The organism is candidate division KSB1 bacterium, assembly GCA_034506335.1.
GTDB lineage: Bacteria > Zhuqueibacterota > Zhuqueibacteria > JANLFK01 > Oleimicrobiaceae > Oleimicrobium.
Map to the genome: position 1 here is coordinate 104,115 of JAPDPR010000005.1, position 21,781 is coordinate 125,895.

General features: G+C 60.0%; 20 protein-coding genes. 4 read left to right on the forward strand and 16 right to left on the reverse strand.

The genetic code is table 11. The features are described 5' to 3' along the window. Positions 1-32: 32 nt before the first annotated feature. The 6 genes from ONB25_03310 to ONB25_03335 all read right to left on the reverse strand — a co-directional run bounded on the left by ONB25_03310 (position 33) and on the right by ONB25_03335 (position 7,881). Positions 33-1,289, reverse strand: a complete 1,257-nt coding sequence (locus ONB25_03310; GenBank protein ID MDZ7391915.1) for a DUF1343 domain-containing protein — start codon at positions 1,287-1,289, stop codon at positions 33-35. Then, positions 1,267-3,285, reverse strand: coding sequence for a LysM peptidoglycan-binding domain-containing protein (locus ONB25_03315; GenBank protein MDZ7391916.1), 2,019 nt, complete (start codon positions 3,283-3,285; stop codon positions 1,267-1,269). The genes ONB25_03310 and ONB25_03315 overlap by 23 nt, the downstream gene beginning before the upstream one ends. Before the next feature lie 137 nt (positions 3,286-3,422). After that, positions 3,423-3,935, reverse strand: coding sequence for a hypothetical protein (locus ONB25_03320; protein ID MDZ7391917.1), 513 nt, complete (start codon positions 3,933-3,935; stop codon positions 3,423-3,425). After that, complete coding sequence (locus tag ONB25_03325) at positions 3,932-5,038, reverse strand: M48 family metallopeptidase (GenBank protein MDZ7391918.1); 1,107 nt, start codon at positions 5,036-5,038, stop codon at positions 3,932-3,934. Before ONB25_03325 ends, ONB25_03320 begins: the two co-directional genes overlap by 4 nt. A 131-nt stretch (positions 5,039-5,169) precedes the next feature. Continuing rightward, the gene (locus ONB25_03330) at positions 5,170-7,221 is read right to left on the reverse strand and encodes a S8 family serine peptidase (GenBank protein ID MDZ7391919.1); all 2,052 of its coding nucleotides are present in this window, start codon (positions 7,219-7,221) and stop codon (positions 5,170-5,172) included. Beyond that, the gene (locus ONB25_03335; protein MDZ7391920.1) at positions 7,222-7,881 is read right to left on the reverse strand and encodes a peptidylprolyl isomerase; all 660 of its coding nucleotides are present in this window, start codon (positions 7,879-7,881) and stop codon (positions 7,222-7,224) included. A gap of 210 nt (positions 7,882-8,091) precedes the next feature. Here ONB25_03335 and ONB25_03340 point away from each other — a divergent pair, with 210 nt between their 5' ends. From ONB25_03340 to ONB25_03355, 4 genes are all read left to right on the forward strand, one after another. Further along, positions 8,092-9,591 carry a bifunctional metallophosphatase/5'-nucleotidase gene (locus ONB25_03340; GenBank protein MDZ7391921.1) on the forward strand — a complete coding sequence of 500 codons (1,500 nt, stop codon included), beginning with the start codon at positions 8,092-8,094 and terminating at the stop codon, positions 9,589-9,591. 223 nt (positions 9,592-9,814) lie between these two features. Then, the gene (locus tag ONB25_03345; protein ID MDZ7391922.1) at positions 9,815-10,000 is read left to right on the forward strand and encodes a hypothetical protein; all 186 of its coding nucleotides are present in this window, start codon (positions 9,815-9,817) and stop codon (positions 9,998-10,000) included. 164 nt (positions 10,001-10,164) lie between these two features. Next, the gene (locus tag ONB25_03350) at positions 10,165-11,475 is read left to right on the forward strand and encodes an MFS transporter (protein MDZ7391923.1); all 1,311 of its coding nucleotides are present in this window, start codon (positions 10,165-10,167) and stop codon (positions 11,473-11,475) included. A gap of 22 nt (positions 11,476-11,497) precedes the next feature. Further along, a complete protein-coding gene (locus ONB25_03355; GenBank protein ID MDZ7391924.1) occupies positions 11,498-12,238 on the forward strand; it encodes a hypothetical protein in 741 nt (246 codons plus the stop codon). 252 nt (positions 12,239-12,490) lie between these two features. On the opposite strand, the gene ONB25_03360 is transcribed toward ONB25_03355, so the two are convergent. From ONB25_03360 to ONB25_03405, 10 genes are all read right to left on the reverse strand, one after another. Then, entirely contained in the window at positions 12,491-12,772 is a 282-nt protein-coding gene (locus ONB25_03360) for a co-chaperone GroES (GenBank protein ID MDZ7391925.1), read from the reverse strand. A gap of 45 nt (positions 12,773-12,817) precedes the next feature. Next, positions 12,818-14,143 (reverse strand): P-loop NTPase, encoded by a 1,326-nt coding sequence (locus ONB25_03365; protein MDZ7391926.1) that lies wholly within the window; start codon positions 14,141-14,143, stop codon positions 12,818-12,820. Between the two features lie 171 nt (positions 14,144-14,314). Next, complete coding sequence (locus tag ONB25_03370) at positions 14,315-14,827, reverse strand: hypothetical protein (protein ID MDZ7391927.1); 513 nt, start codon at positions 14,825-14,827, stop codon at positions 14,315-14,317. Beyond that, positions 14,824-16,083, reverse strand: a complete 1,260-nt coding sequence (ahcY, locus tag ONB25_03375) for an adenosylhomocysteinase (GenBank protein ID MDZ7391928.1) — start codon at positions 16,081-16,083, stop codon at positions 14,824-14,826. The genes ONB25_03370 and ahcY overlap by 4 nt, the downstream gene beginning before the upstream one ends. A gap of 20 nt (positions 16,084-16,103) precedes the next feature. Then, positions 16,104-17,243, reverse strand: coding sequence for a methionine adenosyltransferase (metK, locus tag ONB25_03380; GenBank protein MDZ7391929.1), 1,140 nt, complete (start codon positions 17,241-17,243; stop codon positions 16,104-16,106). Positions 17,244-17,338: 95 nt separating this feature from the next. Then, a complete protein-coding gene (locus ONB25_03385; GenBank protein MDZ7391930.1) occupies positions 17,339-18,406 on the reverse strand; it encodes a bifunctional phosphoglucose/phosphomannose isomerase in 1,068 nt (355 codons plus the stop codon). Beyond that, a complete protein-coding gene (gene ptsP, locus ONB25_03390) occupies positions 18,403-20,163 on the reverse strand; it encodes a phosphoenolpyruvate--protein phosphotransferase (protein ID MDZ7391931.1) in 1,761 nt (586 codons plus the stop codon). Before ptsP ends, ONB25_03385 begins: the two co-directional genes overlap by 4 nt. A gap of 18 nt (positions 20,164-20,181) precedes the next feature. Then, entirely contained in the window at positions 20,182-20,457 is a 276-nt protein-coding gene (locus ONB25_03395; protein MDZ7391932.1) for an HPr family phosphocarrier protein, read from the reverse strand. A 43-nt stretch (positions 20,458-20,500) separates the two neighbouring features. Continuing rightward, a complete protein-coding gene (locus ONB25_03400) occupies positions 20,501-21,250 on the reverse strand; it encodes a PTS system mannose/fructose/sorbose family transporter subunit IID (GenBank protein MDZ7391933.1) in 750 nt (249 codons plus the stop codon). Positions 21,251-21,264: 14 nt separating this feature from the next. Beyond that, a partial coding sequence (locus ONB25_03405) for a PTS sugar transporter subunit IIC (protein ID MDZ7391934.1) occupies positions 21,265-21,781 on the reverse strand: 517 nt, incomplete at its 5' end.

Sequence of the window (21,781 nt, forward strand, 5' to 3'; positions counted from 1 at the left end):
GGGCTCCTATGAGTAGCTATGCTGCGTCGGGCTCAATCGTACAACAAATACTTCTTCCGCAGCTCCAGGAATCGTTGGAGGTCCTTTTGCCAGGAAGCAATGATGTTCTCCGGCTTGTCTCCCTTCATCATGGCCGCGGTCACGGCAGTGGAGCCGGTCATCAGGCGCATGCCCGGCTCGCGGATGACAAAACGGTCGGCGTGCATGTCGCGCACCGCAGCCAACAGGTACATGCCAAAATCCACTACTCTGAATACTGTCGGATCACTAACCCGCAGCCGCAGCCCCTTGCAGCGTTCGCCTTCGTACTTTGGGTCAGTCGCCATCCCGGGCATGTCCATCGGTACGAAGGAAGTGGTGTCGCACTCGAGTCCAGGAAAAGAGTGAGTGCGCAACGTCGCCAGCAAACGACCACTGTCGATCCAGGGGGCGCCGCACACCTCAAACGGCGTCGGCGTGCCGCGTCCCTCAGCCACGTTGGTTGCCTCCAGCAAACCGATGCCCGGGTAGAGGAAAGCGGTGGTGGGCGACACGATGTTTGGAGAGGGTTTCACCCAGGGAAGCCCTGTCTCGGCAAAAGGCATGGCCCGTCGCCAGTTCTTCATCGTCACCACGGTCAGGTCCGCCCTTATTCCTCCTGCCAGCCACCCTTCCTCGTTGAACATCCGCGCGAGCTCACCAACGGTCATGCCATGGCGCAGGGCAATGGGATGGATGCCTACAAAAGAACGGTTCTCGGGCTCCAGCACCGGCCCTTCGACGATGGCGCCACCAATGGGGTTTGGCCTATCCAGCACCACGAATGGGAGACCTTGCTCAGCAGCCGCCTCCATTGCCAGGGCCATGGTGCTGATGTAGGTGTAGAAACGTGCGCCCACGTCCTGAATGTCGAACACAAGCACGTCGAGGTCGCGCAACATCTCAGGGGTAGGCTTCTTTGTCGGGCCGTAAAGGCTCATTACGGGCACCCCGGTCTTGGTATCCACTTCCGAAGAAATGTGCGCCCCGGCCTCGGCAGTGCCACGGATGCCATGCTCTGGCGCAAAGAGTTTGCTCAACGTCACACCCGGTGCTTCATGCAGGAGGTCCGCAATGTGGCGTCCCTGCCGGTCGATAGCCGTGTGGTTGGTCACCACCCCCACGCGCTTGCCTTTGAGCAAGGCAAAGTCTTCGGCGACCAACACATCCAGGCCGCTTTCGACAACCGGGGCATCGAGCTTCCGGGAAGGGCCGCAGCTCATAGCGGCCAACAGAAGCATGGCGCAGCTACAAAACCGAGCGAGCGTCACTCTTTTCGTTCCTTCCGTTGATGGCAGAAACCACCGGAATCCGCACGGTGTCGCCCGGACGAAGCTTCTGGAGATTCTTGCCCACATTATAGTCCACGACCAGCCAATAAGGCACATCGTACACTTCTTTGCACAAGGAGTAGACGTTCTCGCCTGGGGCAATCTGATGCGTCCGCACGCTGTCCACGCGGAACCGCTGGAAAAAGTCCTCGCGGATACCCTGGTGGTACTCGATCCTGCGGCGGCGGAACTCATCCACGGTGACCTTGCTAAAGTTCACCAAGATGCGCTGGCCGACGTAGATATCCTCGTGCGGGCGGAGCCCATTCAGGCTGCGCAGACGATGCACGGGCAGATTGAGCCAGTCAGCAAAGTGGCCGATCGTTTCATCGCTGAGCACCACGACGGTCCTTCCCACGGGGTCAGGAATATCGACGTAGAAGGTATCAGGCCTGAGTGCGGGCCCGTAGGGTCCGGGCGGTGGCGCGCTCGTAGGAGCAAGGGCCCCAAGGCTCACCGCGGGCTGGCCCACCGTATCCACGATCACGAGAGGCGGGGAGGAAACTGCCGGCGTGCCCCCACCCTGAGTCTCCTTCGCGCCCACTGCAGGAGCGGCGGCCAGCTTAGTTTCGGCTACCACTTGCAGCAGCTGCCCGGGTCGCAGGCGGCGCGGATCATCGATGCCATTGATGGCCATGAGCTCCTGCACACTCACCCCAAACCTGCGCGAAATGCTCCACATGTTGTCCCCCTCCCGCACGCGGTAGTAGCCGGAAGCAGTTTTTTCGTGCACCTGGGTGGTGGCCAGTTCCTCCGCCGGGATCTGGGCGTAGAGCGCATCGGCAAGCTCCTGTTTGTCCGGCGGTAACCTTAACTCGTAGCCCTTTGGCACGTACCGGCGATCATCTAAGACCGGCCCGCGCAAGGCCGGGTTGTAAGCTACGAACTCCTCTTTGCTCAAGCCAAACTTCTTCATCAAGGTGGAGGCCTTCACATAGTGGGGCACTTCGAATACGGCAAAGCGCAGCGGTGGATCGCTCGGCAGTGGGCCAAAGTACTTTTCCTTGTTTTCCACAACGTGTTTTGCGGCGAGAAACTCCGCGTAGAAATTCCGGGAGGCAAAGCCAAACGCACGCCCGCGGTAATTGGTGGCGATGTGCCCCATGTCTGAGGATTCGAGCACCTGCTGGGCGCGCTTCACCCCATTGAGGCCATGGTTATAGGCAGTGATGGCCAGCGGCCAGCTGCCCAGTTCCTCATAGCTCTTTCGCAGAAGCCTGGCCGCGGCCTCAGTTGCTTTGATAGGGTCAAATCGCTCGTCTATATCGTAATTGATTTTCAAGAAAAGACGGCCGGTGCTGCGCGTGAATTGCCATAAACCGGCAGCACCCATCTTAGAATAGGCACGCGGGTGGTACAAAGACTCCACCAACGGCAGATACGACAACTCCTCCGGCACGTCATACTTGCGAAGAATACGCCGCATTTCCTCCATGAAGCGGCCGGAGCGGCGCAGGCCCTCGATGACGGCTTCCCGCTGCCCCTGCTGCCAACGCAAGTTGGCCGCAGCCTGACGGTACTTGAATGGGTCCTGGCTGTCCTTCCACAGCAGGTAGGCGCGCTTTTCGCGCCCCTTTAGGCCGAGGGTGTCGATGGGTGGATTGTGCGCAAAGTGGGTGAGGATCGCGCGGTACTCGTTCTCGATGGGCCGGACGCGCGCATAGCGCGAGCTCTCACTGCTCCGCCACAGCGTGTCTAGGTCCACCACCTCATAAATGATGTCCAACCGCTCCGCGTCGTGCAACACCATCTGGCGGCGGCCATAGACAGCATAGACCTTTATCCAAAAGTCCACGTTCGCCTTAAGAGCGGGTGGTACGGGAAACAGTTCCTCGCTGTCGGCTGTTCCCATGGCCAGGGCCATGCCCACCCACATGCCCCACATCACCACCCCTACCACTCGTCGCAGTTGGCGTGCAATGACCTGTGCTCTCATGGCGTTTCCCAACCGATCCTCTCCTTTCTTTGGCCTCTGTCTTTGTAGATCAATGGCCGTGCCCCGAGGGCGCATCTGGCCCGCGCGGGATGCTCTCTCACCCCGCCTCACTTCCAGTCACCCTCACACAAGCCGAGTCAGCCTTCAACGTCTTCGCCGAACAGGGGGTCGTCCTCGATGAGCGAATCGTCGTCATCGGCGGCGTCCCGTCCCAAGGCCAGTGCCAAAAACTTTGGCTCCCGCACCAGAATTCGCCGCACAATGCGCAGCAAGTCGCCCTTGTCCAGCTTCTCCAGCTCGTCCATGGACTCCCCCACGTCCAGGAAGCTTTCGCCGTCGTTGGTCCACGAGTAGAGAAGGGCAACGGCATGGTTGCAGACGCCGCCACGGTGGGAGCAGGTGCACGAGGTGTAAATCTCCCTTCCCCGCACCTTGATCTCCACGATGTTGACCATGGTGAACTCTCGCACCTGGCCGATGAGCGTGTCGCGAAACACCGTGGCGCCGCTCACGAAGCCGTTGGCGTAGAACTCCCACCCTCGTCCACCAGTGCACTCTTGGTCCAACTGGGCAATCTGCTCGTGCGTCAGGCTCAGGAGCTCGGCCGCTATTGGGTATCTTTTTGAGGACTGCTTCAACATGGTCGTCAATTGACTGTGCTACCCTCGTAGCACTCCGCCATCTTGATGCGGCGCGCCAACGAAGGGTGACTGTGGAAAAGGAACTCAACCAACGGGTGTGGCGTGGGATCAGCCATGTTCATGGCCCCCAGCCGTCGCAGGGCAGAGGAAAATGCCTGGGCCTTGCCACGCCCGTCCAACACAAACCGGTCCGCCTCCCACTCAAAGCGGCGGGACAGAGCGTTCAGAATCGGTGAAGTGACTACGCTCCAAAGCATAAATAGGAACGGCATGAGTGGCAAAGCGGCAAGCGTTTTATGTGGCACTCCGCATACCGCGCTCAGCCGTGGATACAAGAGGGCGCTCACCGCCAGCCCCAGGCTCACCTGCATCGCTCCTGCAGCCACAAGCTTCCGCATGTGCTTGTGGTAGTGGTGCCCAATCTCGTGAGCCACCACGCACTCGATCTCATCGGGCGGAAAGGCATCCAGCAGTGTGTCACTGAGGACGATCCGCCGTGTCGGGCCTGCGCCCACTAGGGCGGCGTTTGCTTTGCGCGACTTGCTGCTTAGCTCCATACGCAGCACGGCCTCAACCTCTAACCCCAGAGGCCGCAGCAGGCTCCCCAACCGCCTCACTAACTCGGGGTCTTGCACTGGCTCGAGGCGGTGAAACAGGGGCAACACAAGGCGCGGCCCTGCAACAGAAAGCGCTACCCCGGCCCCTATCACCACTGTTGCAAAGGGAATCCACCACCACTGCGGCAGAGCGTTCCAGAGGTAGAAAAAAACCACTAACGCGGGTATTGCGATGACCGCCACAACGGCCATCGCCTTCGCCTGATCCCAAAGCCAACCACGCCAGCTCTGCCGTGAAAGACCATAGCGCCGTTCAACGAGCACCTCACTCGTCACGGCAAAGGGAAAAATGGCAGCCAACTGCACGCATCCCATCACGCACGCGAAAAACAAAAAAGACAGAAGATGGGGGCCTGCTGCGCGAGTTGCCACCTTCTCCAGATGGGCCGAAATCCCACTCCATACCAACGCGGGCCACAGCGCTATACTCACCACCACCTCGGCGCATCCGAGCATCAGCTTTGCGCGTTGGTAATGAGTAACCTCCCTGTCCACATCCGCCTTCCCTTTACCCCGTTCCTAGGCTGTCGCTGAACAAAATGTACGAATTCTCCGCCACTTTTTCAAGCCACAAATAACCGCCACGGCACGCGCCATGTGGCAATGCAAAACCCTGGCAATCCCCCCTACCGCACCTTGACGAGCTTGCGCACTGTTGCGTGCTGGCCCGCCTCCACCCGACAAAAATACACGCCCGAGGGCAGTTCCCTCCCCTGGTCGTCCTTGCCGTGCCAGCTGAATCTATGTACCCTGGGCAGCAGGGGCCTTGAATCCAAGAGGGACGCCACGCGCCGCCCTAGCAAGTCGTAGATGGCTGCAGAAACAACTCGCGGTTCAGGCAATTCGATCTCCACCGTCGTGTAGGGGCGTCCGGCAGCGGGAAACGGATTTGGGTAAAGGGGATGCACAATGAAGCTGGTGGGCACCCTCTGCCCGGGCGGCGCTGTGGAGTCCTGAGGCAAGCGCAACAGGCGCAGGCTCGAGTCGCCCGCCTGGGCGCAAAACAGGCTTTGGGGGGCATCGTGCGGGTGCACGGCTATGCGCCCCCGCACGTCCTGTGCCGCAAAGCACACGTAGAGCACCCGGCCTTCCCGGGGTGCCGGAAGCTTTGCTACATAGTGATGTTCCCTTTCTGTTGGGCCCATCTTTACCAGCATTTCTAGCGCAGTGCTGTCTTCCCCCCAGTACACCATAACCCCGTCTGGGCGGATAGGCGGGTCCCCGGCTACAGCAAGGAGGACCTCCACCGAGTCCTCCTCTCCAATTGCACGCACCGTCGGAAACGGAGTGAACGCAGGGCCATAGTACAGGACGGCTCTCCAGGCATCGACCAGACCCCAGCCGTACTCGTTATCCGGATGACCCGCGCGGTCTGCGGTCTGCCGGAGTGCTTCTCCCACCTGCATCGGCGTGAGCCAAGGGTGAGCGGCCAAGATCAGCGCGGCAACTCCGGCCACCATTGGGCACGAGAAAGATGTGCCGCTGCCCAAACGGAAATCCGTGGCATGGAGCGGCCCAGCCATGTATACCCGCACTCCCATCGCTACCACGTCGGGTTTGACACGCCCATCAGCAGTGGGCCCCCGCGAGCTAAAGGGGGCAAGTACGCCGTTGTCGTCGACCGCCCCCACGGCAATCACACTATCTCCATCCGCCGGCGCGATCACGTAACGCCAGGAACTGTTTCCCTCGTTGCCGGCGCTGTTCACCACCACCACACCCTTGCGCACCGCAATGTCTGCAGCCCTGGTGGTCACCGCCGTGTTACCGTCCATATCCTGGTACGTGTACCAATCCAAGTAACCCAGCGAGCTGGATACCACGTCCACACCCATGGACTCCAACCATTCCAGGCCGGCCACCCAAAAGTCCTCTTCAACTGGTGTTTCGCTCGGCACATACTCCGTCTTGGCAAGCACGTACTCGGCGCCAAACGCCGGGCCAATGAGCCGACCCGGGGAGAAACCGCCTATGACCGAGAGCGTACCGGTACCATGCACCTCTTGGCTGGAGACATCCTGGCCTTCCTCATTATGGGTGACGCTGTCGCCGTTGATGAAGTCAAACTCGGCAACCACACGCAGGCGTTGGAAGGCCTCGCTGAGCTGGTAGCGAAACCCCGTGTCTAACATCCCGATGCGCACACCTGTGCCGTCAATGCCCAGGTTGTGCACCTCCGGCACCCTCACCAGCGCGTTCTGCTGTAACGAAGGGCCGTACTCATAAGTTTGCACGCCAGGCTTGGGCACGGGTTGAAACCCTGGGGCAGCCTCCGGTTCTGGCAGGCGGCGACGCATGGCCACGGGCTGCACCTTCTTGACGAAGGGCAGCTTTCGTACCGCCGCGAGCTGTCCCTCATCAAGGGGGGCACTTACGGCATTGAGCCATCTTGAACTGAGCACAGGGCGCACGCCCAAACTGTGCAGCCTTTCCAGGTAGGGCTCATAGAGAGGCCGGTCGCATTCGTCGACCAGTTGTCCTGGGGGAAGCACTTTCGCCCGTCGCCATAGTACACGCGGAGGTAACTGAACCGTCTCGCGCACTGACTTGGGCATCGGCCCTTTGTCCACAAAAAAAATCCAGTAACGTGCCTGCGCATGACCACCGCTCGCGGCGTACGACCATGCGGAGACCACGCCCCCGAACAGCACTGTCAACACCAGGAGCCTCGACCGCACCTATCGCTGCTCCATGTGGATTTCCTCTAGGACCAATGGCGTCTTTGGCACTGCCATCTGGGGGCTCACCTGTACCGTCTCTAGGGCGTTAATTTTGTCTAACACTTCCATCCCCTCGATGACCCGGCCGAAGACGGTGTATTGGCCGTCCAGAAATGCAGTGCGCTCACGCGTCAAGCAGATAAAGAATTGGCTTCCGGCGCTGTTGGGGTCCGGCGTCCGCGCCATGGATAAGATTCCCTTATCGTGCGGCACATCGTTGAACTCCGCCGGTAGCGTGTAACCTGGGTTGCCCGTGCCGTCGTTGCCAGGGTCCGCGTCACGCGATAAAATGTCGCCCCCCTGCACTACAAAGTCTTTGATGAGCCGGTGGAACTTGGTACAGTTGTAGAACCCCGCATTCACCAGGCGTTTGAACGCGGCGCAATGCAGCGGGGCTTTATCCGGGAAGAAACCTATGACCATCGTGCCGAGGTTGGTCTTCATGACCGCCACCTCGTTGGCGTTCACCGGCTCAAGAGGCATCGCCTTCACTGCTCCCTTGAGCTCCTCGATCTGTTGCGCAGTTAAAGTAGGACACTCCACTTTCTTCTCCTTCCTGGCGCACGACGCGACAAATAGCAGTGCAAGCGCCGCGACAAACACGACCTGCCCACGCATTCTGATCCCTCCTCAACTAGTCCAGGGTCCCTCAGTGGAACGCTTGTCAAGTTACCAAAATGCGCAAAGAAAATCAAGCCAAAAGAATCGCCGGTTGTGTGCCAGCCCACTTTTTCATTGCAAAATTACGCCGACTTTTCTAACTTCGCTTACGTACGCGCTGCGACAATCTTGCATGGAACCGCATCGCTATATTGAAAGGAAGGGTGGATGAAAACAAGAATCGTCTCAGTGCTCCTGATCCTCCTCGCCATAGTCGGTACTGTGGGCGCTCAGTCGCCTGCGGAGCTCATTCTTCTCCATACCAATGACATGCACGCACAGTTCATTCCGCCCTCCTCTGAACAAGGCCGGCCCCAGGTAGGCGGCATGGTGGCCTTACAGTACTTCGTCCAAAAGGTACGGGCTGAGGGCAAACCGGTGCTCCTCCTGGATGCGGGCGACTTTATGACTGGCACTCCTATCTCGAACATGGAGTACAATGGGGCACGGGGCGGAAGCATGGTCGAGATGATGAACCTTGTGGGCTACGACGCTTCTACGATCGGCAACCACGAGTTTGACAATGGGCAGGAGAACCTTAAGAAACTCATCGCCCTGGCTCACTTTGATGTCTTGAGCGCAAACCTTTGGCGGGGCGATTCCCTGTTCGCCCCCCTGCCGTACAAAGTCTACGAGGTAGGTCCCCTCCGCGTGGGCATCATCGGCCTCACTCTTGAAAAGCTGTTCGAGGAGGTGGCACGCCGGCAAGTGGAAGGTCTGCGCGTGGAAGATGTGGCCCAGGCAGCGCAAAGGGCCATCGACGCGCTGGATCCAATCACTGACCTCATCGTGCTTCTCACACACCAAGGGTACGAGGAGGATCAAGCCTTAGCGAAGGTAATCCACGGGGCAGACGTCATCATTGGCGGCCACAGCCACACCCGCGTCCCACATCCGGAGCGTGTCAATGGGGTCATCGTCGCCCAAGCAGGCTCAAATCTGCAGAGCCTCGGCCGACTTGATCTCCAAGTCGCCGCCGACTCAGTGGTCAGCTTCCGTGGATGGCTCATCCCCCTGCTGGTGGACAGCGTCAAGAACCCGGACGCGCAAATGGCAGAGCTAGTCCAAAGCTGCCAACGCCGCATAGAGGAGGACTACGGGCAGGTCATCGGCGAGTTGCTCACTGACTGGCGCGGCTCCCGGTACGGGGAGAGCAACGTGGGCAACTTTGTGGCCGACGTTATGCGCAAAGCAGTGGGGGCCGATTTTGCGACCATTAACAGCGGCGGAATCCGCAAGAGCATTAAAGCCGGACGTTTGCGCAAGCTGGATATCGTGGAACTCCTCCCCTTCGCCAACACCCTCGTGGTCTTTGAGTGTAGCGGAAAAGAGCTTCTCACTTTTTTGGAGCTCAACGCAACCAACGTAGCGTCGCAACAGGGGGGGCTCATGCAGGTGTCAGGGATCACGTGTGCCTACCGAGCGGTGAATGGGAAAGCGCAAGTGGTCGCTGCCTCTGTGCGCGGAAAGCCCATCAGCCCCAGCGCCACTTACCGCGGGGTAACCGTAGACTTTGTCATTTACGGCCAGGCCCAGCGATACCTCGGATTCGAGCCGAGGCATGTGGAAAACACCGGCTTGCTGCTTTCCGATGTGGTCATCGACTATATCAGTAAGCACCGCCGGGTCTCCTCCAAGGTGGAGGGCAGGTTTAGGAGAGTGGGATAGTGCGTGGTCTTCCGATCCCGTCTTCGTCTCTTGGGAGATTCTCGGTTTAGGCTCTGGTGTGGTCCAACTCACCGAGCGGCGCAAGAATTGCTGCTCTGCCTTAACAGCGTCGCATGCTCTCAGTCCAATTGGCAGTCCCCCGAGCCGCACGAGAATGGTTCCGCCTTTGCGTCCATGATTGGGTGTCGTGGAATTGTCCCTCCTATGCGCTCGGTGGCCACCAGTGAGCGTGAGTGGGCCCCAACCGTTGTTTTTCAAACAGGTTGTGTTCGCGGGGGACACTATTGTGGAAGAGTACAGTACTCACGAGGAGAAACAGCAGGGAGCGCTCAACACCATCAACCCCTTCGCGACTGTCCCCTCCTCCGAGGAGGAGATGAAGGATATCCACGAGGGGAAGAAGTCGTAGGTACGGAAGCTGGCATGAGAGCACGCCATCAACATGCGCTTGAGTCCCTACTACTTCCACCCGCGGTGGCTCAGGGATCGACTGATGTTTGCAGGATTTGGGGATGAGAGTCAGGTTGGGACGATGACTTGCAGCGTACACCAGCAGCGGAAAGGGATGAGCAGATGAGTGAGGCCAAGGTACGTCAGGGTCCCCCACGTCATTCGAGGGCATTCCGCTTGCGGCGGTTTGCCAATTGGTTCCCCTTAGGGTTGACTTACGCCACCTTTTACATGGGGCGCTACAACCTATACAACGCCAATCCGGAGCTGTGTAAGCAGTTCAACTGGAGCAACGAACAGATCGGGTGGATCATCACTGCCGGCTTCTGGACCTACGCCTTGAGCTTGATCTTCAATGGGCCTCTTACGGACAAGATCGGTGGCAAGCGAGCAATGCTCATTGGCGCCGCGGGCACGGTAGCCATGAATTTGGCCATAGGAGTGATGTTGGGGCTGTCCGGCTGGCCGTTCAAGGTCCTAGTCACGATGGCCATGCTCTTCGCGGTGAACAGCTACTTTCAGAGCTTTGGCGCCATCTCCATCGTCAAGGTCAATGCGCACTGGTTCCACGTGCGCGAGCGGGGCGTGTTCGGCGCCATCTTCGGCGCAATGATCCAGGGTGGCTACTACCTCGCCTACGGCGTTGGTGGCTTTATCCTGGTCCACCTCCCTTTGCAGTACGTCTTTCTCATCCCCTCAGCCGCGATCGCCTTCATGGCACTGATCGACATCTTTGCCCTAAAAGACACACCACAGGAGGCCGGCTTCCCGGAATTGGAGACGCACGATGCCTCCTATGGCGATGACGCACCGGTGGACTGGGGATTTATCGTCAAGAAAATCTTCACCAACCCCATTCTCATCACCATTGCCATGGCCGAGTTTTGCACGGGTTTTGTTCGCTCGGGCGTGCTGGCGTGGTGGACCAAGTACCTGGACAACGTGTTTCAAGTGGGCAAGGACACCGCCATTTTCAGGTTTGTGGCAACCGGCATTCCGTTGGCGGGGATTGCAGGGGGGTTCGCCAGCGGCTTTCTCTCGGACAAAGTCTTTGGCTCCCGCCGACCGCCCGTGGCCTTCCTCTTCTACTGCGGCCAGGTACTGTTCCTTTTCGTGTTGGCTCAGGCAGGAAGTGCGTGGGCAGCAGCAGCACTCATCGTAGTGGTCAACTTTTTCATCAATGGCGTCCACGGTATCCTGTCCGGCACCTCGTCGATGGACTTTGGTGGGCGCAAAGGAGCAGCCAGTGCCACCGGGATGTTGGACGGGTGCCAATATTTGGCAGCCGGGTTCGTCGGCTTTGCCATGGGGCGCATGTTGGATGCCCTGGGCTGGGGCGCCTGGGCCTACAGCATCATGGGCTTTGCTGTCATTGGTGCCTTTCTGATGACCCGTTTATGGCGCGCCGTCCCGTCATCGGCCATCAAAGGGTGACAGAACAAGGAGGAAACAGGCTATGACACTCCCGCAAAAGTCAACGTTCGACGTCGTCATCTTGGTGGCCAGGCCCGCAGCGGGCAAGTCGGAGGTCATCGATTTCTTGAAGAAGGTAGAGCCGGAGCAGCGCATTCGCCGCTTTCACATCGGGCAATTCGAGGAGTTCGACGACTTTCCCTACGTCTGGGAAACTTTTGAAATCGATGACATCCTGAGCAGACACGGCCGCAAACGCCTGTGGACCGATGAGCGCTATTACTTCACCGACGAGTGGGTGTGGAACCTGTTTATCGAGCGCATCAACCTGGCCTACGCGAAAAAAATAGCGCGCGACCCCGCCTACCATGACCACACTACGGCTATTGTGGAATTTGCGCGGGGCGGCAAGAACGGTTTTCGCGAGGCATTTTCTTATCTGAGCGACGACATCCTGAAGAGGGCGGGCATCGTCTACATCAAAGTCTCCTACGAGGAGTCGCTGCGGAAGAATCGCCTGAGGGCCCGTCCCGGCATGGAAGATTCGATCCTCTACCATTCGCTGCCGGACGAGAAGATGGAATACTACTACAAGACCAACGACTGGGAAGAACTAACCGCTGCTGACCCCCATTTCATTGCTATTAGGGGCCATCGAGTGCCGTACGTGGTGTTCGACAATGAGGCCGACCTGACCAGTACCCACACCGAGCTCTTGGCACCGACGCTGGAGCAGGTCTTCGGCCAGTTATGGGAGCTCTGGACAGAATCAAGACAAAAATGAGCAAGGCCTACCACGCGAGGCCTCGATGGAGACATAGCCGATTGAGGTGGGGAACGCACACGGTTTCGCTCTGCCCACACGGTGTGCGAAGGGGGGCGTTATCAACGCCGGGCCTCCTGGCCAAAGCGGAGGGCATAACCCCTCCTGCCTCAAGATCGATCACCCCCCATTCCCAGCGAGGCCCTTTGGCGAGGATGTGCGGAGTGCGGGTGCTTTCTGGTTTCGAGCTCTGGCTTGGCGCCACGATCTGAACTACAGCACAGCTAAAATCTCATCTTCGCTCAAGAAAAGATACTCTTTGCCCTCGATGGTCCACTCATTGCCGGCCCACTTGGCAAACAGGACCGTGTCACCCACCTTCACCGCCGGTGGGATGCGCGTGCCGTTCTTGTCGACACGGCCTGGGCCCACTTCGATGACCTTGCCGCGCTGCGGCCGCTCCTTGGCGGTCTCCGGCACCACAATGGGACCACGTTGCGCAGGCTCTTCCAATCGTTGCACCAGCACCTTATCCCCTAAGGGTCGGATCTTCATCGTGTACCCTCCATTTCTCCGTGTGACCGTCAAACGCAGGCCCAATCAGCGGTGCCGAAACATGGGCTCCAGGCTTCGCACGCTGCAAGGGTGACCCCCGTTCTGATACTCGCAGTCGCCCCAGTAGAAGCAGCGCACCGAGCAGATAGTCTCGCTGCCACCCAATGTGGGCTCCGGGTACTCCTGGGCGCTCTCTTTGGCCTCCTTGCGAAGACGCCGCCCCAAGCGACGACCTTCCCACCCCTCCTTGCCCAGAATCTTGACGGCGATGATTTTGGCCAGACTGCGCGAGGCCTTGGAACGCGGGTCATTTAGAATGAACGGGCGCAACCGCTTTGCTGACTCCCGCACACTATCGTCGTATTCGATGTAACCCAAGAAGTCAACGTCCAAAGAGAGCAGTTCTGCGGCCGCAGCTTTGATTGCCATCCCGTCGCGGACTTCCTCTTGCTCATAGACCATGTTCATGAGGAGGCGTGGGCGGAAGCTCTGTAATACCGACTCGCACACTTCCGCCGCGTGGGCATCAACCTCCTGCATCTCCTTGAGCAACTCCGCCATGGTGGATCGGATGAGGCCGGGATGAGAGAGTTCGTCTTGCTCCAGAAGCTTGAGCACCTGCGGCTCGTTGCGGAACGTGAGCCGCAGCTTGCGCAGGAGGCATATTTTCAAAAAGTTGAAGCACTCCTGCACCGCCATAGGGTCTGGTACCGTGACGGCAATCCCTTCGTCGCTGGCGAGGAAAAAGTCGATGACGTTGTAGCTTGCGCCGGCGCCTAGGTCCAATAGAATAAAGTCCGCATTGATATCGCGCAGCTGGTTGATGAGCTTGACCTTTTGCCAATAGCGCGGGTTAGCTAGGCCAAGGGTACCGCAGGCGCCGCTAATCATCTGCAGGTTGGCGACGGGTGTGTCCAAAATAATGTCTTCCAACCGTTCTCGGCGCAACGTGTAGAAATCGTAGAAGGTATACTCCGGCTCCAGGATGCCCATACATGTGTGCAGGTTGGCGCCTGCCAGGTCTGCGTCCACCATCACCACGCGATAACCCAGGGCGGCAAGCCCCACACCGAGGGAGGCGGTGACTACGGTCTTCCCCACGCCACCTTTGCCCCCGCCGATGGCGATCACGCGCCGCTGCTTAGGCACCGCTTCCACCTGTGGGAAGATCTCGCGCAGCTCTTCTATCTTGGCCGCCTCAATCCACTCCTCCAGGTCCGGATGCCACACCAAGTCAGCAGCCGTAAACTGCCCCTTCTTGACCAGGTCTCGTAGCTCGTGCTTGCTGAAGGGGCCATACTGCTTTCCCCGCGTCCTGACAAAGATGTTGCCCACCAGAGCGGCAAGGGTGCGTGGTTTGCTCTGCATCATCAGCCTGTATGCCTCGTCTTATCCAACTGCTCCATGTTGCCTCGCCACGGATCTCACCGCTGGCCGTCCGCATCATGTAGAAGGGGAATGCTCACGATCGCCTATTAGCTGCGGAGTCCTAATGTATCAAAATCGCAGCCCACGCGCAAGGGAAAACTGCCGCCTCCTTGCTCAGGGTAGAGGGGCTTGCACAAGAACGCGCACCTCGTTGCCGGAGGTGTCGCAGTGCACTGTCACTGCTCCCGGGACCGTGCCCTCCAGCGAGCCGAAATCTGGTGCGTGATAGTCCTGTCTCCACCTCAGAAGGAATGCCAACCAGCGGTAGGCATCAACCGTAGCGGCGCGCTGGGCTGCCTGGAGGCCTATCGCTCGACTCCGCGCATCGGGGGGCACAAGGCCACGCCCGGCTGCCCACACCACTCGCGCTGCCGAATCCACTGCAGTCTCGACCAAACCACGTCGCAGCTCTACATTGCTGGGCTCAGTGCGGATCTGCTCTTGCAGGCGGTCTATCTTCTGCCACAAAGCCTGGTAGTCGGTGCCGATGGTTCCCCCCTCCCGAGCGGTAATTGCCTCGCCCTGCTCACTCTTCCGCCCGCATCCGACAATCATTGCACAGGACAAAAGCACAGCAAGAGACACTGCCCATGCCCAGCCTTTGCGCAACTCGTGCGCAATACTCATGTGCCCATCTCCCAGGAAGCAAGGTATTCTCGCTGCTCCTCGGTGAGTTCATCGATCTGGATGCCCATCGTCTCGAGTTTGAGCCGGGCAATCCAGTCTTCGATCTCGGGAGGAACGCGGTGCACCTTTACCTCAAGCGTCCCTGCCTTCTTCACCACCCATTCGGCGGCCAGAGCCTGAGTGGCGAAGCTCATATCCATCACCGAAGCCGGGTGCCCCTCGGCTGCGGCCAAGTTCACCAATCGCCCCTCCGCGACCAAGTTGATGCGCCGTCCGTCCTTGAGCACGTACTGGTCCACAAAGCGACGAACCCCTTTGCGGCACTCCACCGCCATAGCCTGCAGTCCGGGGATGTCGATCTCCACGTTAAAGTGGCCGGAGTTGGCGACAATGGCGCCGTCTTTCATGACCGCAAAGTGCTCGGGCCGGATGACATTGATATCCCCCGTGACGGTGCAGAAAAGGTCGCCGATCTTAGCCGCCTCGGCCATGGGCATGACGCGGAAGCCGTCCATCGCCGCCTCCAACGCGCGGATGGGGTCAACTTCGGTGACCACCACGTTGGCACCCATTCCTTTGCACCGGGCGGAGAACCCTTTGCCGCACCATCCGTAGCCGGCCACGACAACCGTTTTGCCTGCCAGGAGAATGTCCGTTGCCCGAATGAGCCCGTCTACGGTGGACTGACCAGTGCCGTACCGATTGTCAAAGAGGTTCTTTGTCAAGGCATCGTTCACGGCGATCACGGGGAACTTGAGGGCACCATCGCGCTCCATGGCCCGCAGGCGGATCACCCCGGTGGTGGTCTCCTCCATGCTTCCCAGCACCTGCGGCCAGAGGTCCGGGTAGTCGAAGTGGATGGTGGAGACCAAATCGGCGCCATCATCCATGGTGATGACCGGTTTGTGGGCAATAGCCGCGCGAATGTGCCGGTAATAAGTGTCGTTGTCCTCACCCTTGATGGCGAAGGTGGGAATGCCGTAGGTGCTCACCAGGGCTGCGGCTACGTCGTCCTGCGTCGAGAGCGGATTGGAGGCACAGAGCACCACCTCTGCTCCCCCTGCTTTCAGGGTGCGCATCAGATTGGCGGTCTCGGCAGTCACATGCAGGCAGGCGGACAGCCGCTTACCTTGCAGAGGCTTCTCCTTTTCGAAGCGCTCGCGAATCAGGCGCAATACCGGCATATCGTGATCGGCCCAGGCAATACGCCGCACCCCTTCTTCTGCCAGGCCGATATCCTTGATGTCGTATTCCACTCGTTTCCTCCCTTGCTGCCTTAGGCGTCCTTAGCCAGGTCTTTGGCCTTGTCCGTGCGCTCCCAGGTGAACTCCTTCTCCGTGCGGCCGAAGTGCCCATAAACCGCGGTGGCCTTGTAGATGGGCCGGCGCAGGTCCAGCATCTCGATCATCCCGCCAGGTGTGAGGTCAAAGTGCTTGCGCACCAGCTCCACAATGCGTGCCTCAGGGATTTTGCCCGTGCCAAAGGTGTCCACGCTAATGGAAACAGGTTCGGCCACGCCGATGGCATAAGCTACCTGCAGCTCACACTTATCAGCCAGCCCTGCGGCCACGATGTTCTTGGCTACGTAACGGGCGGCATAAGAGGCGGAGCGGTCCACTTTGGTGGGGTCTTTTCCGGAGAAGCAGCCTCCGCCATGCCGGGCATAGCCGCCGTAGGTGTCGACGATGATTTTTCTGCCGGTCAAACCGGTGTCGCCTTGTGGCCCGCCGATTACAAACCGCCCAGTTGGGTTCACGTAGTACCTGATGACATCTGGCTGGATGAGCGAAGGCGGGATGCTGGCCAGGATCACATGCTGAATGATGTCCTCGCGGATCTGCTCTTGAGACACATCGGGTTCATGTTGTGCCGAGACCACCACCGCTTCCACGCGCAGGGGTTTGCCGTCGGCATAGCGCACGGTCACCTGCGACTTGCCGTCTGGGCGCAGGTAGGGCAGCTTGCCTGTCTTACGCACCTCTGCCAGCCGGCGGGTGAGCTTGTGCGCCAGCATGATGGGCAGGGGCATGAGCTCCGGGGTCTCGTTGATGGCAAAACCGAACATCATCCCTTGGTCGCCGGCCCCGGCGCGGTCCACACCAAGCGCAATGTCCGGCGACTGCTGGTCAATGGTGGTGATCACCGCGCACGTCGCATGATCGAACCCATAACGCGCGTCGGTATAACCGATCTTGCGAATGGTTTCCCGCACCAGAGTGGGGATGTCCACGTAACAATCGGTGGTGATCTCGCCCCCTACCAGGGCAAGGCCAGTGGTGACATATGTCTCGCAGGCCACCCGCCCCACCGGATCCTGCTCAAATACCGCGTCCAGTACCGCGTCGGAGATCTGATCGGCGATCTTGTCTGGATGACCCTCGGTCACCGACTCCGAGGTAAAGAGTCCATCTACCATGGTGGTTTTTCTCCTGGTGAAGTGAAATGTGTTGCGCGGTGCCCTAAACACACCGCCTCTATTACCGCCATCGCCCGCAAATGCAGACGGCGATGCTACAACTTGCTCAATCTCTCCTTGAGCATCTCGATATTCTTGACCGGCGTAGGGTCCACCTCGTAATACAGCGCCAAGTAGTAGCTTACCCAATCGCCCAGATGAATCAGCGACAGGATGCGTGCCAGGCGCGACTGGCCCTGGGCGAAGAGCTCGATGGCAGGGTGGCTGTGGCGCGCTACAAGCTCTTTGAGAAACTCCATGCGCATCTGCACACGGGGGTGGTCGCCCCGGTCCCGAAGCAGGACCACTTGTACCATCCGCTGCACTGGCTCCAACAGGCCCCAGCCCACAATCTCGTTGTGGTTCATCTCAGGCAGGGTGCTGCTGTAAGCAAGCACTTTGCTGTTTTCTGACAGTTGCCCGCGCCAGCGCATGCCCACCACTTCCCAACTGCTCGTGGTATAGATCACCGGCAGCTTGCCCACCAAGCGCTCCGCTGCCGCCAGTGCCTGATTGCCCGCCTCAGGTCGGTCGTAGTCCTGGGCCAGCTTACTTAGCAGCGCTGCCGATTCCTTCAAGGGTTCTTCCTGGGGCGGGACGAACCCCAACTTCTCGAAAGCAAGGAGCGCCGGCACAGCAAGGTAGGCCAGTGCGGTGCGTGGCGGGTAACCCCCTGGGATGAGGACAACGGGCACCCCGTCGACCTGTGCGCGACGCGCCAGCTCCCCTCCGGAGGTGATACACAACACCTTTGCCCCCCGCTCCTTGGCCTGCACATAGGCGGAGAGCGTCTCCTCGGTGTTGCCAGAGTAGCTAGAGGCGATGACCAGTGTCTTACTGCCGACAAAGGCGGGATTCAGGTAATCCCGATTGACCACAAGGGGCACCTTGAGCGTGTCGGCGAGGTAACAACGCAGCAGGTCACCTCCGATCGCTGACCCACCCATGCCCAAACAGACTACCGCCTCGACACGCGCGTACTCACGCGGCAAGGTCGTGCGCCGACCCAATTCCACTGCATGGGTCAGTTGCTCTGCAAAACCGCAGATGCGGCCGCGCATATTCGCACGGTCCAGCTCGTACCGTGGCGTCTTCACCTCCTGGGATGCCATTTCGCGCCTCACGCGCCCTCCATCAAGTCAGGAAGCCTCTCGCGCAACATCTTCGCCAAATAGGCCCTGATCTCTGCCGCCGAACGCATTCGGAGAGCCGCCTCGGCCACGGCACGTGCGTCCTCGTAGTGTATGGCACGCACTATCTCCTTGACGCGCGGCAGGTCAACCGGGCTGACGCTCAACTCGTCAAGGTCCAAACCCACCAGGAGCATGGTGGCCAATGGGTCGGAGGCCATTTCACCACACATGCCCACCCAGATCCCTCGATGGTGACCAGCCTCCACCACCTGCTTGATCAGGCGCAGCACCGCAGGGTGGTAGGCATCGAAAAGATGGGCCACGCGCTGGTTGCCGCGGTCGACCGCCAAGGCATATTGGATCAGGTCATTGGTGCCGATGCTCAAAAAGTCCACCTCCGCAGCGAGCAGGTCCGCAGTCACCGCCGCCGATGGAACTTCAATCATGATTCCCAGCTCGATGTCCCGGTTATAGTCCTGGCCCCGTTCGTCCAGCTCCTTCTTGGCCTCGGCGATAATCTGTTTCGCCTGGAGCAGCTCTTCCAAGGAGGAGATCATCGGCAGCAGCAGGCGCGCCTCCCCGTGCGCACTGGCCCGCAAGATGGCGCGCAACTGGGTCTTGAACAGCTCGTGGTACTCAAGACAGATCCGGATGGCCCGTCTGCCCAGGAAAGGGTTTGCTTCGGGTGGCCCCTCCTCCTGCGGCACCTTGTCCCCGCCCAGGTCGAAGGTGCGGATGATCACCGGATGTGGGGCTACCCCCTCCACCACCATGCGATAGGCTTTGTACTGCTCCTCCTCGGTGGGGAGACCACTGCCGGACAGGTATAGGTACTCGGTGCGGAAAAGCCCCACCCCTTGGGCACCATGCGCTACCACGGAGTCAATCTCTTCGGGAAACTCAATATTCGCCGACAGCTCGATGTCCTTGCCGTCCAACGTGCGAGCCGGCAGCTCGCGCAAGAGCTCCAACCGTTTCTGGAGGAGGGTGAACTCCTCCTGCCGGCGCCGGTACTGCTCGACGGTTTGCGGCCCCGGATTGACGATGAGCGTGCCGCGAAGCCCGTCCAGGATGACCATGTCGCCGGTGTGCACTACGGCGGATACCCTGCGCAGACCCACCACCGACGGAAGCTCCAGCGAACGAGCAAGGATCGCGGCATGGGAGGTGCGTCCGCCCAGGTCGGTGGCAAAGCCCAGGACCTTGCTCCTGTCTAACGACACGGTGTCGGAGGGCGAAAGATCGCTGGCCACTATCACCGCCGGTTCGACAAGAGGGGCCAAATGGTCATGCCGTTGCCCCTGAATGTGCCGTATCACGCGCCGCTTCACGTCGCGCACATCCGCAGCGCGTGCGCCCAGGTATTCATCGCTGCCTGCGGATAATGAGCTCTGCACACCCCGCATCACCTCGTAGAATGCAAGGTCCGCATTCTTACGCTCGGCAGTAATGCGACGGATGGTCTCCTCGATGACCGTGTGGTCTTCGAGCATCATTTGATGGACTTCGAATACGCGTGCGCTCTCCTCACCCAGATCCCTGGCCACCTCCTCGCGTAGCCGGCCCAGTTCTTGGCGTGCCTGTTCCAACGCCGTCTTGAACCGCTCCACTTCGGCAGCCACCTCTTCCTCGGCCAGCTCCCGTGGGTAAATGTGCACCACATCTCCCCCAAGGACAAAGGCCGGCCCGATGGCAATGCCCGGCGAGGCGGCAATGCCTTGGAGAATCTGTTCTTCGCGCTTCTCCACTTCCACCTCACACCCCGCTTATTGTTCATCAAACGTGCGCACTGTGATGAGTTCCTCCAACGCCGCCATGGCCTCCTGTTCGTCAACCCCGTCGACGCGCACGGTGATGGTACTCCCCATCCCGGCCGCCAGCATCATCACACCCATGATGCTCTTGCCGTTCACCTCGCGGCCATCTTCGTTCTTCGACACATAGACCTGGGACTTGAACTTGCCCGCTGTTTTGACGAAAAGAGCAGCCGGCCGGGCGTGCAGGCCCAACTGATTCTTGATTGTGAAGCGCTTGACGATCATGCTCCCCGAAGCCAACTGTGTCGTGCACCACCTCTGGCAGCGCTCACAAGAGGGCCTGGCCAACTGCCGCCACCGCTACCAGCACCACTACCAGCACGGGCACCGAGACCTTCCCGCTCCGCAGCGCCAGACAGGAAACGACCGCGGAGCCGCCACAGGCTCCCGCCACGGCCAAGCTATGAGGACCAAGCCAGCGCGTACTGCAGACGAACGCCACGCCCAAAGCAAAGGCTCCTAGCGCTGCCAGTCGATCCGCGTAGGGCTGAAACCGGCGCACGGAAATACGCCTCACCACGTCAAACCCTTCGCGAAATCCCTGCCATAGCGCATGGTGGCGGAACCACAAATGAGGAACATTGTAGACCACCACGAAAGCGACGAGTCCCCACCAGCCGAAATGCATCCCCACCGCCACGCCGATGAGCGCCGCCAAAGGTTTGACCCTCGACCAGAACAGCGTGTCGCCGATGGCGCCCAGCGGCCCACACAGCCGGTCCTTGAACAACCTGATGGGGCGGTCATCCGGCCATTTCTGCGTTGTGGCCTGCTGCTCTAACTTGGCCACTGCACCCAACACCCACGATGCGGTGTAAGGGTGAGTGTTGAAGAACTGCAGGTGGCGCTGCAAAAAGGCCGCCCGCTGGCTTTGTGTACCGGCGACCCTCCTGGCAATGGGGATCAAGGCAGAGCAGAAACCAAGAGCGAGCATGCGCTCGAAATTCCATGAGCCTTGGATGAAGAAAGAACGCCACCAAACGCGCCACAGGTCGACCGCACGTACCAGCTCGCGCATAGGGTCGGCAACCCTCATCGCAGCAGGAGCAGCCCGGCAAAAAGGCCCACCGCCAGCGCCCATAGGTTTTTCCGCCTGAGCAGGAGCGCACAGACCGCACCGAAGCCTGCTCCCAACACCACCGCCGGTGTCAACGCAAAGGCCCTATCGGCTGAGGGCGGCACCATGCTAACCACGTGAGCGAGCACCCTCGTACCCGCCAGCACGCCGAAGCCCGTGAGGACTACACCGGCCACAAAGGAAAGGACAATGGCCTGCGCGTGGCACAATGAGACGCCGCGCGTGTCTCCGCGTGCTGCAAAAGCGTCCGCGCGGTGCAAGAGCACGGTGTTGATCCGCCGGCACCCTCGCACCAACCATCCGCCTGCCCAAGCCACTCCCAAGCCCCAAAGAAGCGAGCCACAGAGTAGCACTTCGGGCCTCTGCATCCCCCTTGCAAGCATGATCAGAACCGCCGCACTCACCAAGGCCCCCACATTGCCTTCGTTGGTGCGGACGCCACCAACCGGCACCTCCGCCAACCACAAAAGC

Bases quoted from the DNA above. Each gene is read 5' to 3' on its own strand.
- ONB25_03315 (MDZ7391916.1), bottom strand. From the start codon at position 3,285: ATGAGAGCACAGGTCATTGCACGCCAACTGCGACGAGTGGTAGGGGTG.
- ONB25_03335 (MDZ7391920.1), bottom strand. From the start codon at position 7,881: ATGCGTGGGCAGGTCGTGTTTGTCGCGGCGCTTGCACTGCTATTTGTC.
- ONB25_03340 (MDZ7391921.1), top strand. From the start codon at position 8,092: ATGAAAACAAGAATCGTCTCAGTGCTCCTGATCCTCCTCGCCATAGTC.
- ONB25_03350 (MDZ7391923.1), top strand. From the start codon at position 10,165: ATGAGTGAGGCCAAGGTACGTCAGGGTCCCCCACGTCATTCGAGGGCA.
- ONB25_03355 (MDZ7391924.1), top strand. From the start codon at position 11,498: ATGACACTCCCGCAAAAGTCAACGTTCGACGTCGTCATCTTGGTGGCC.
- ONB25_03360 (MDZ7391925.1), bottom strand. From the start codon at position 12,772: ATGAAGATCCGACCCTTAGGGGATAAGGTGCTGGTGCAACGATTGGAA.
- ONB25_03365 (MDZ7391926.1), bottom strand. From the start codon at position 14,143: ATGATGCAGAGCAAACCACGCACCCTTGCCGCTCTGGTGGGCAACATC.
- ONB25_03370 (MDZ7391927.1), bottom strand. From the start codon at position 14,827: ATGAGTATTGCGCACGAGTTGCGCAAAGGCTGGGCATGGGCAGTGTCT.
- metK (MDZ7391929.1), bottom strand. From the start codon at position 17,243: ATGGTAGATGGACTCTTTACCTCGGAGTCGGTGACCGAGGGTCATCCA.
- ONB25_03395 (MDZ7391932.1), bottom strand. From the start codon at position 20,457: ATGATCGTCAAGCGCTTCACAATCAAGAATCAGTTGGGCCTGCACGCC.
- ONB25_03400 (MDZ7391933.1), bottom strand. From the start codon at position 21,250: ATGCGCGAGCTGGTACGTGCGGTCGACCTGTGGCGCGTTTGGTGGCGT.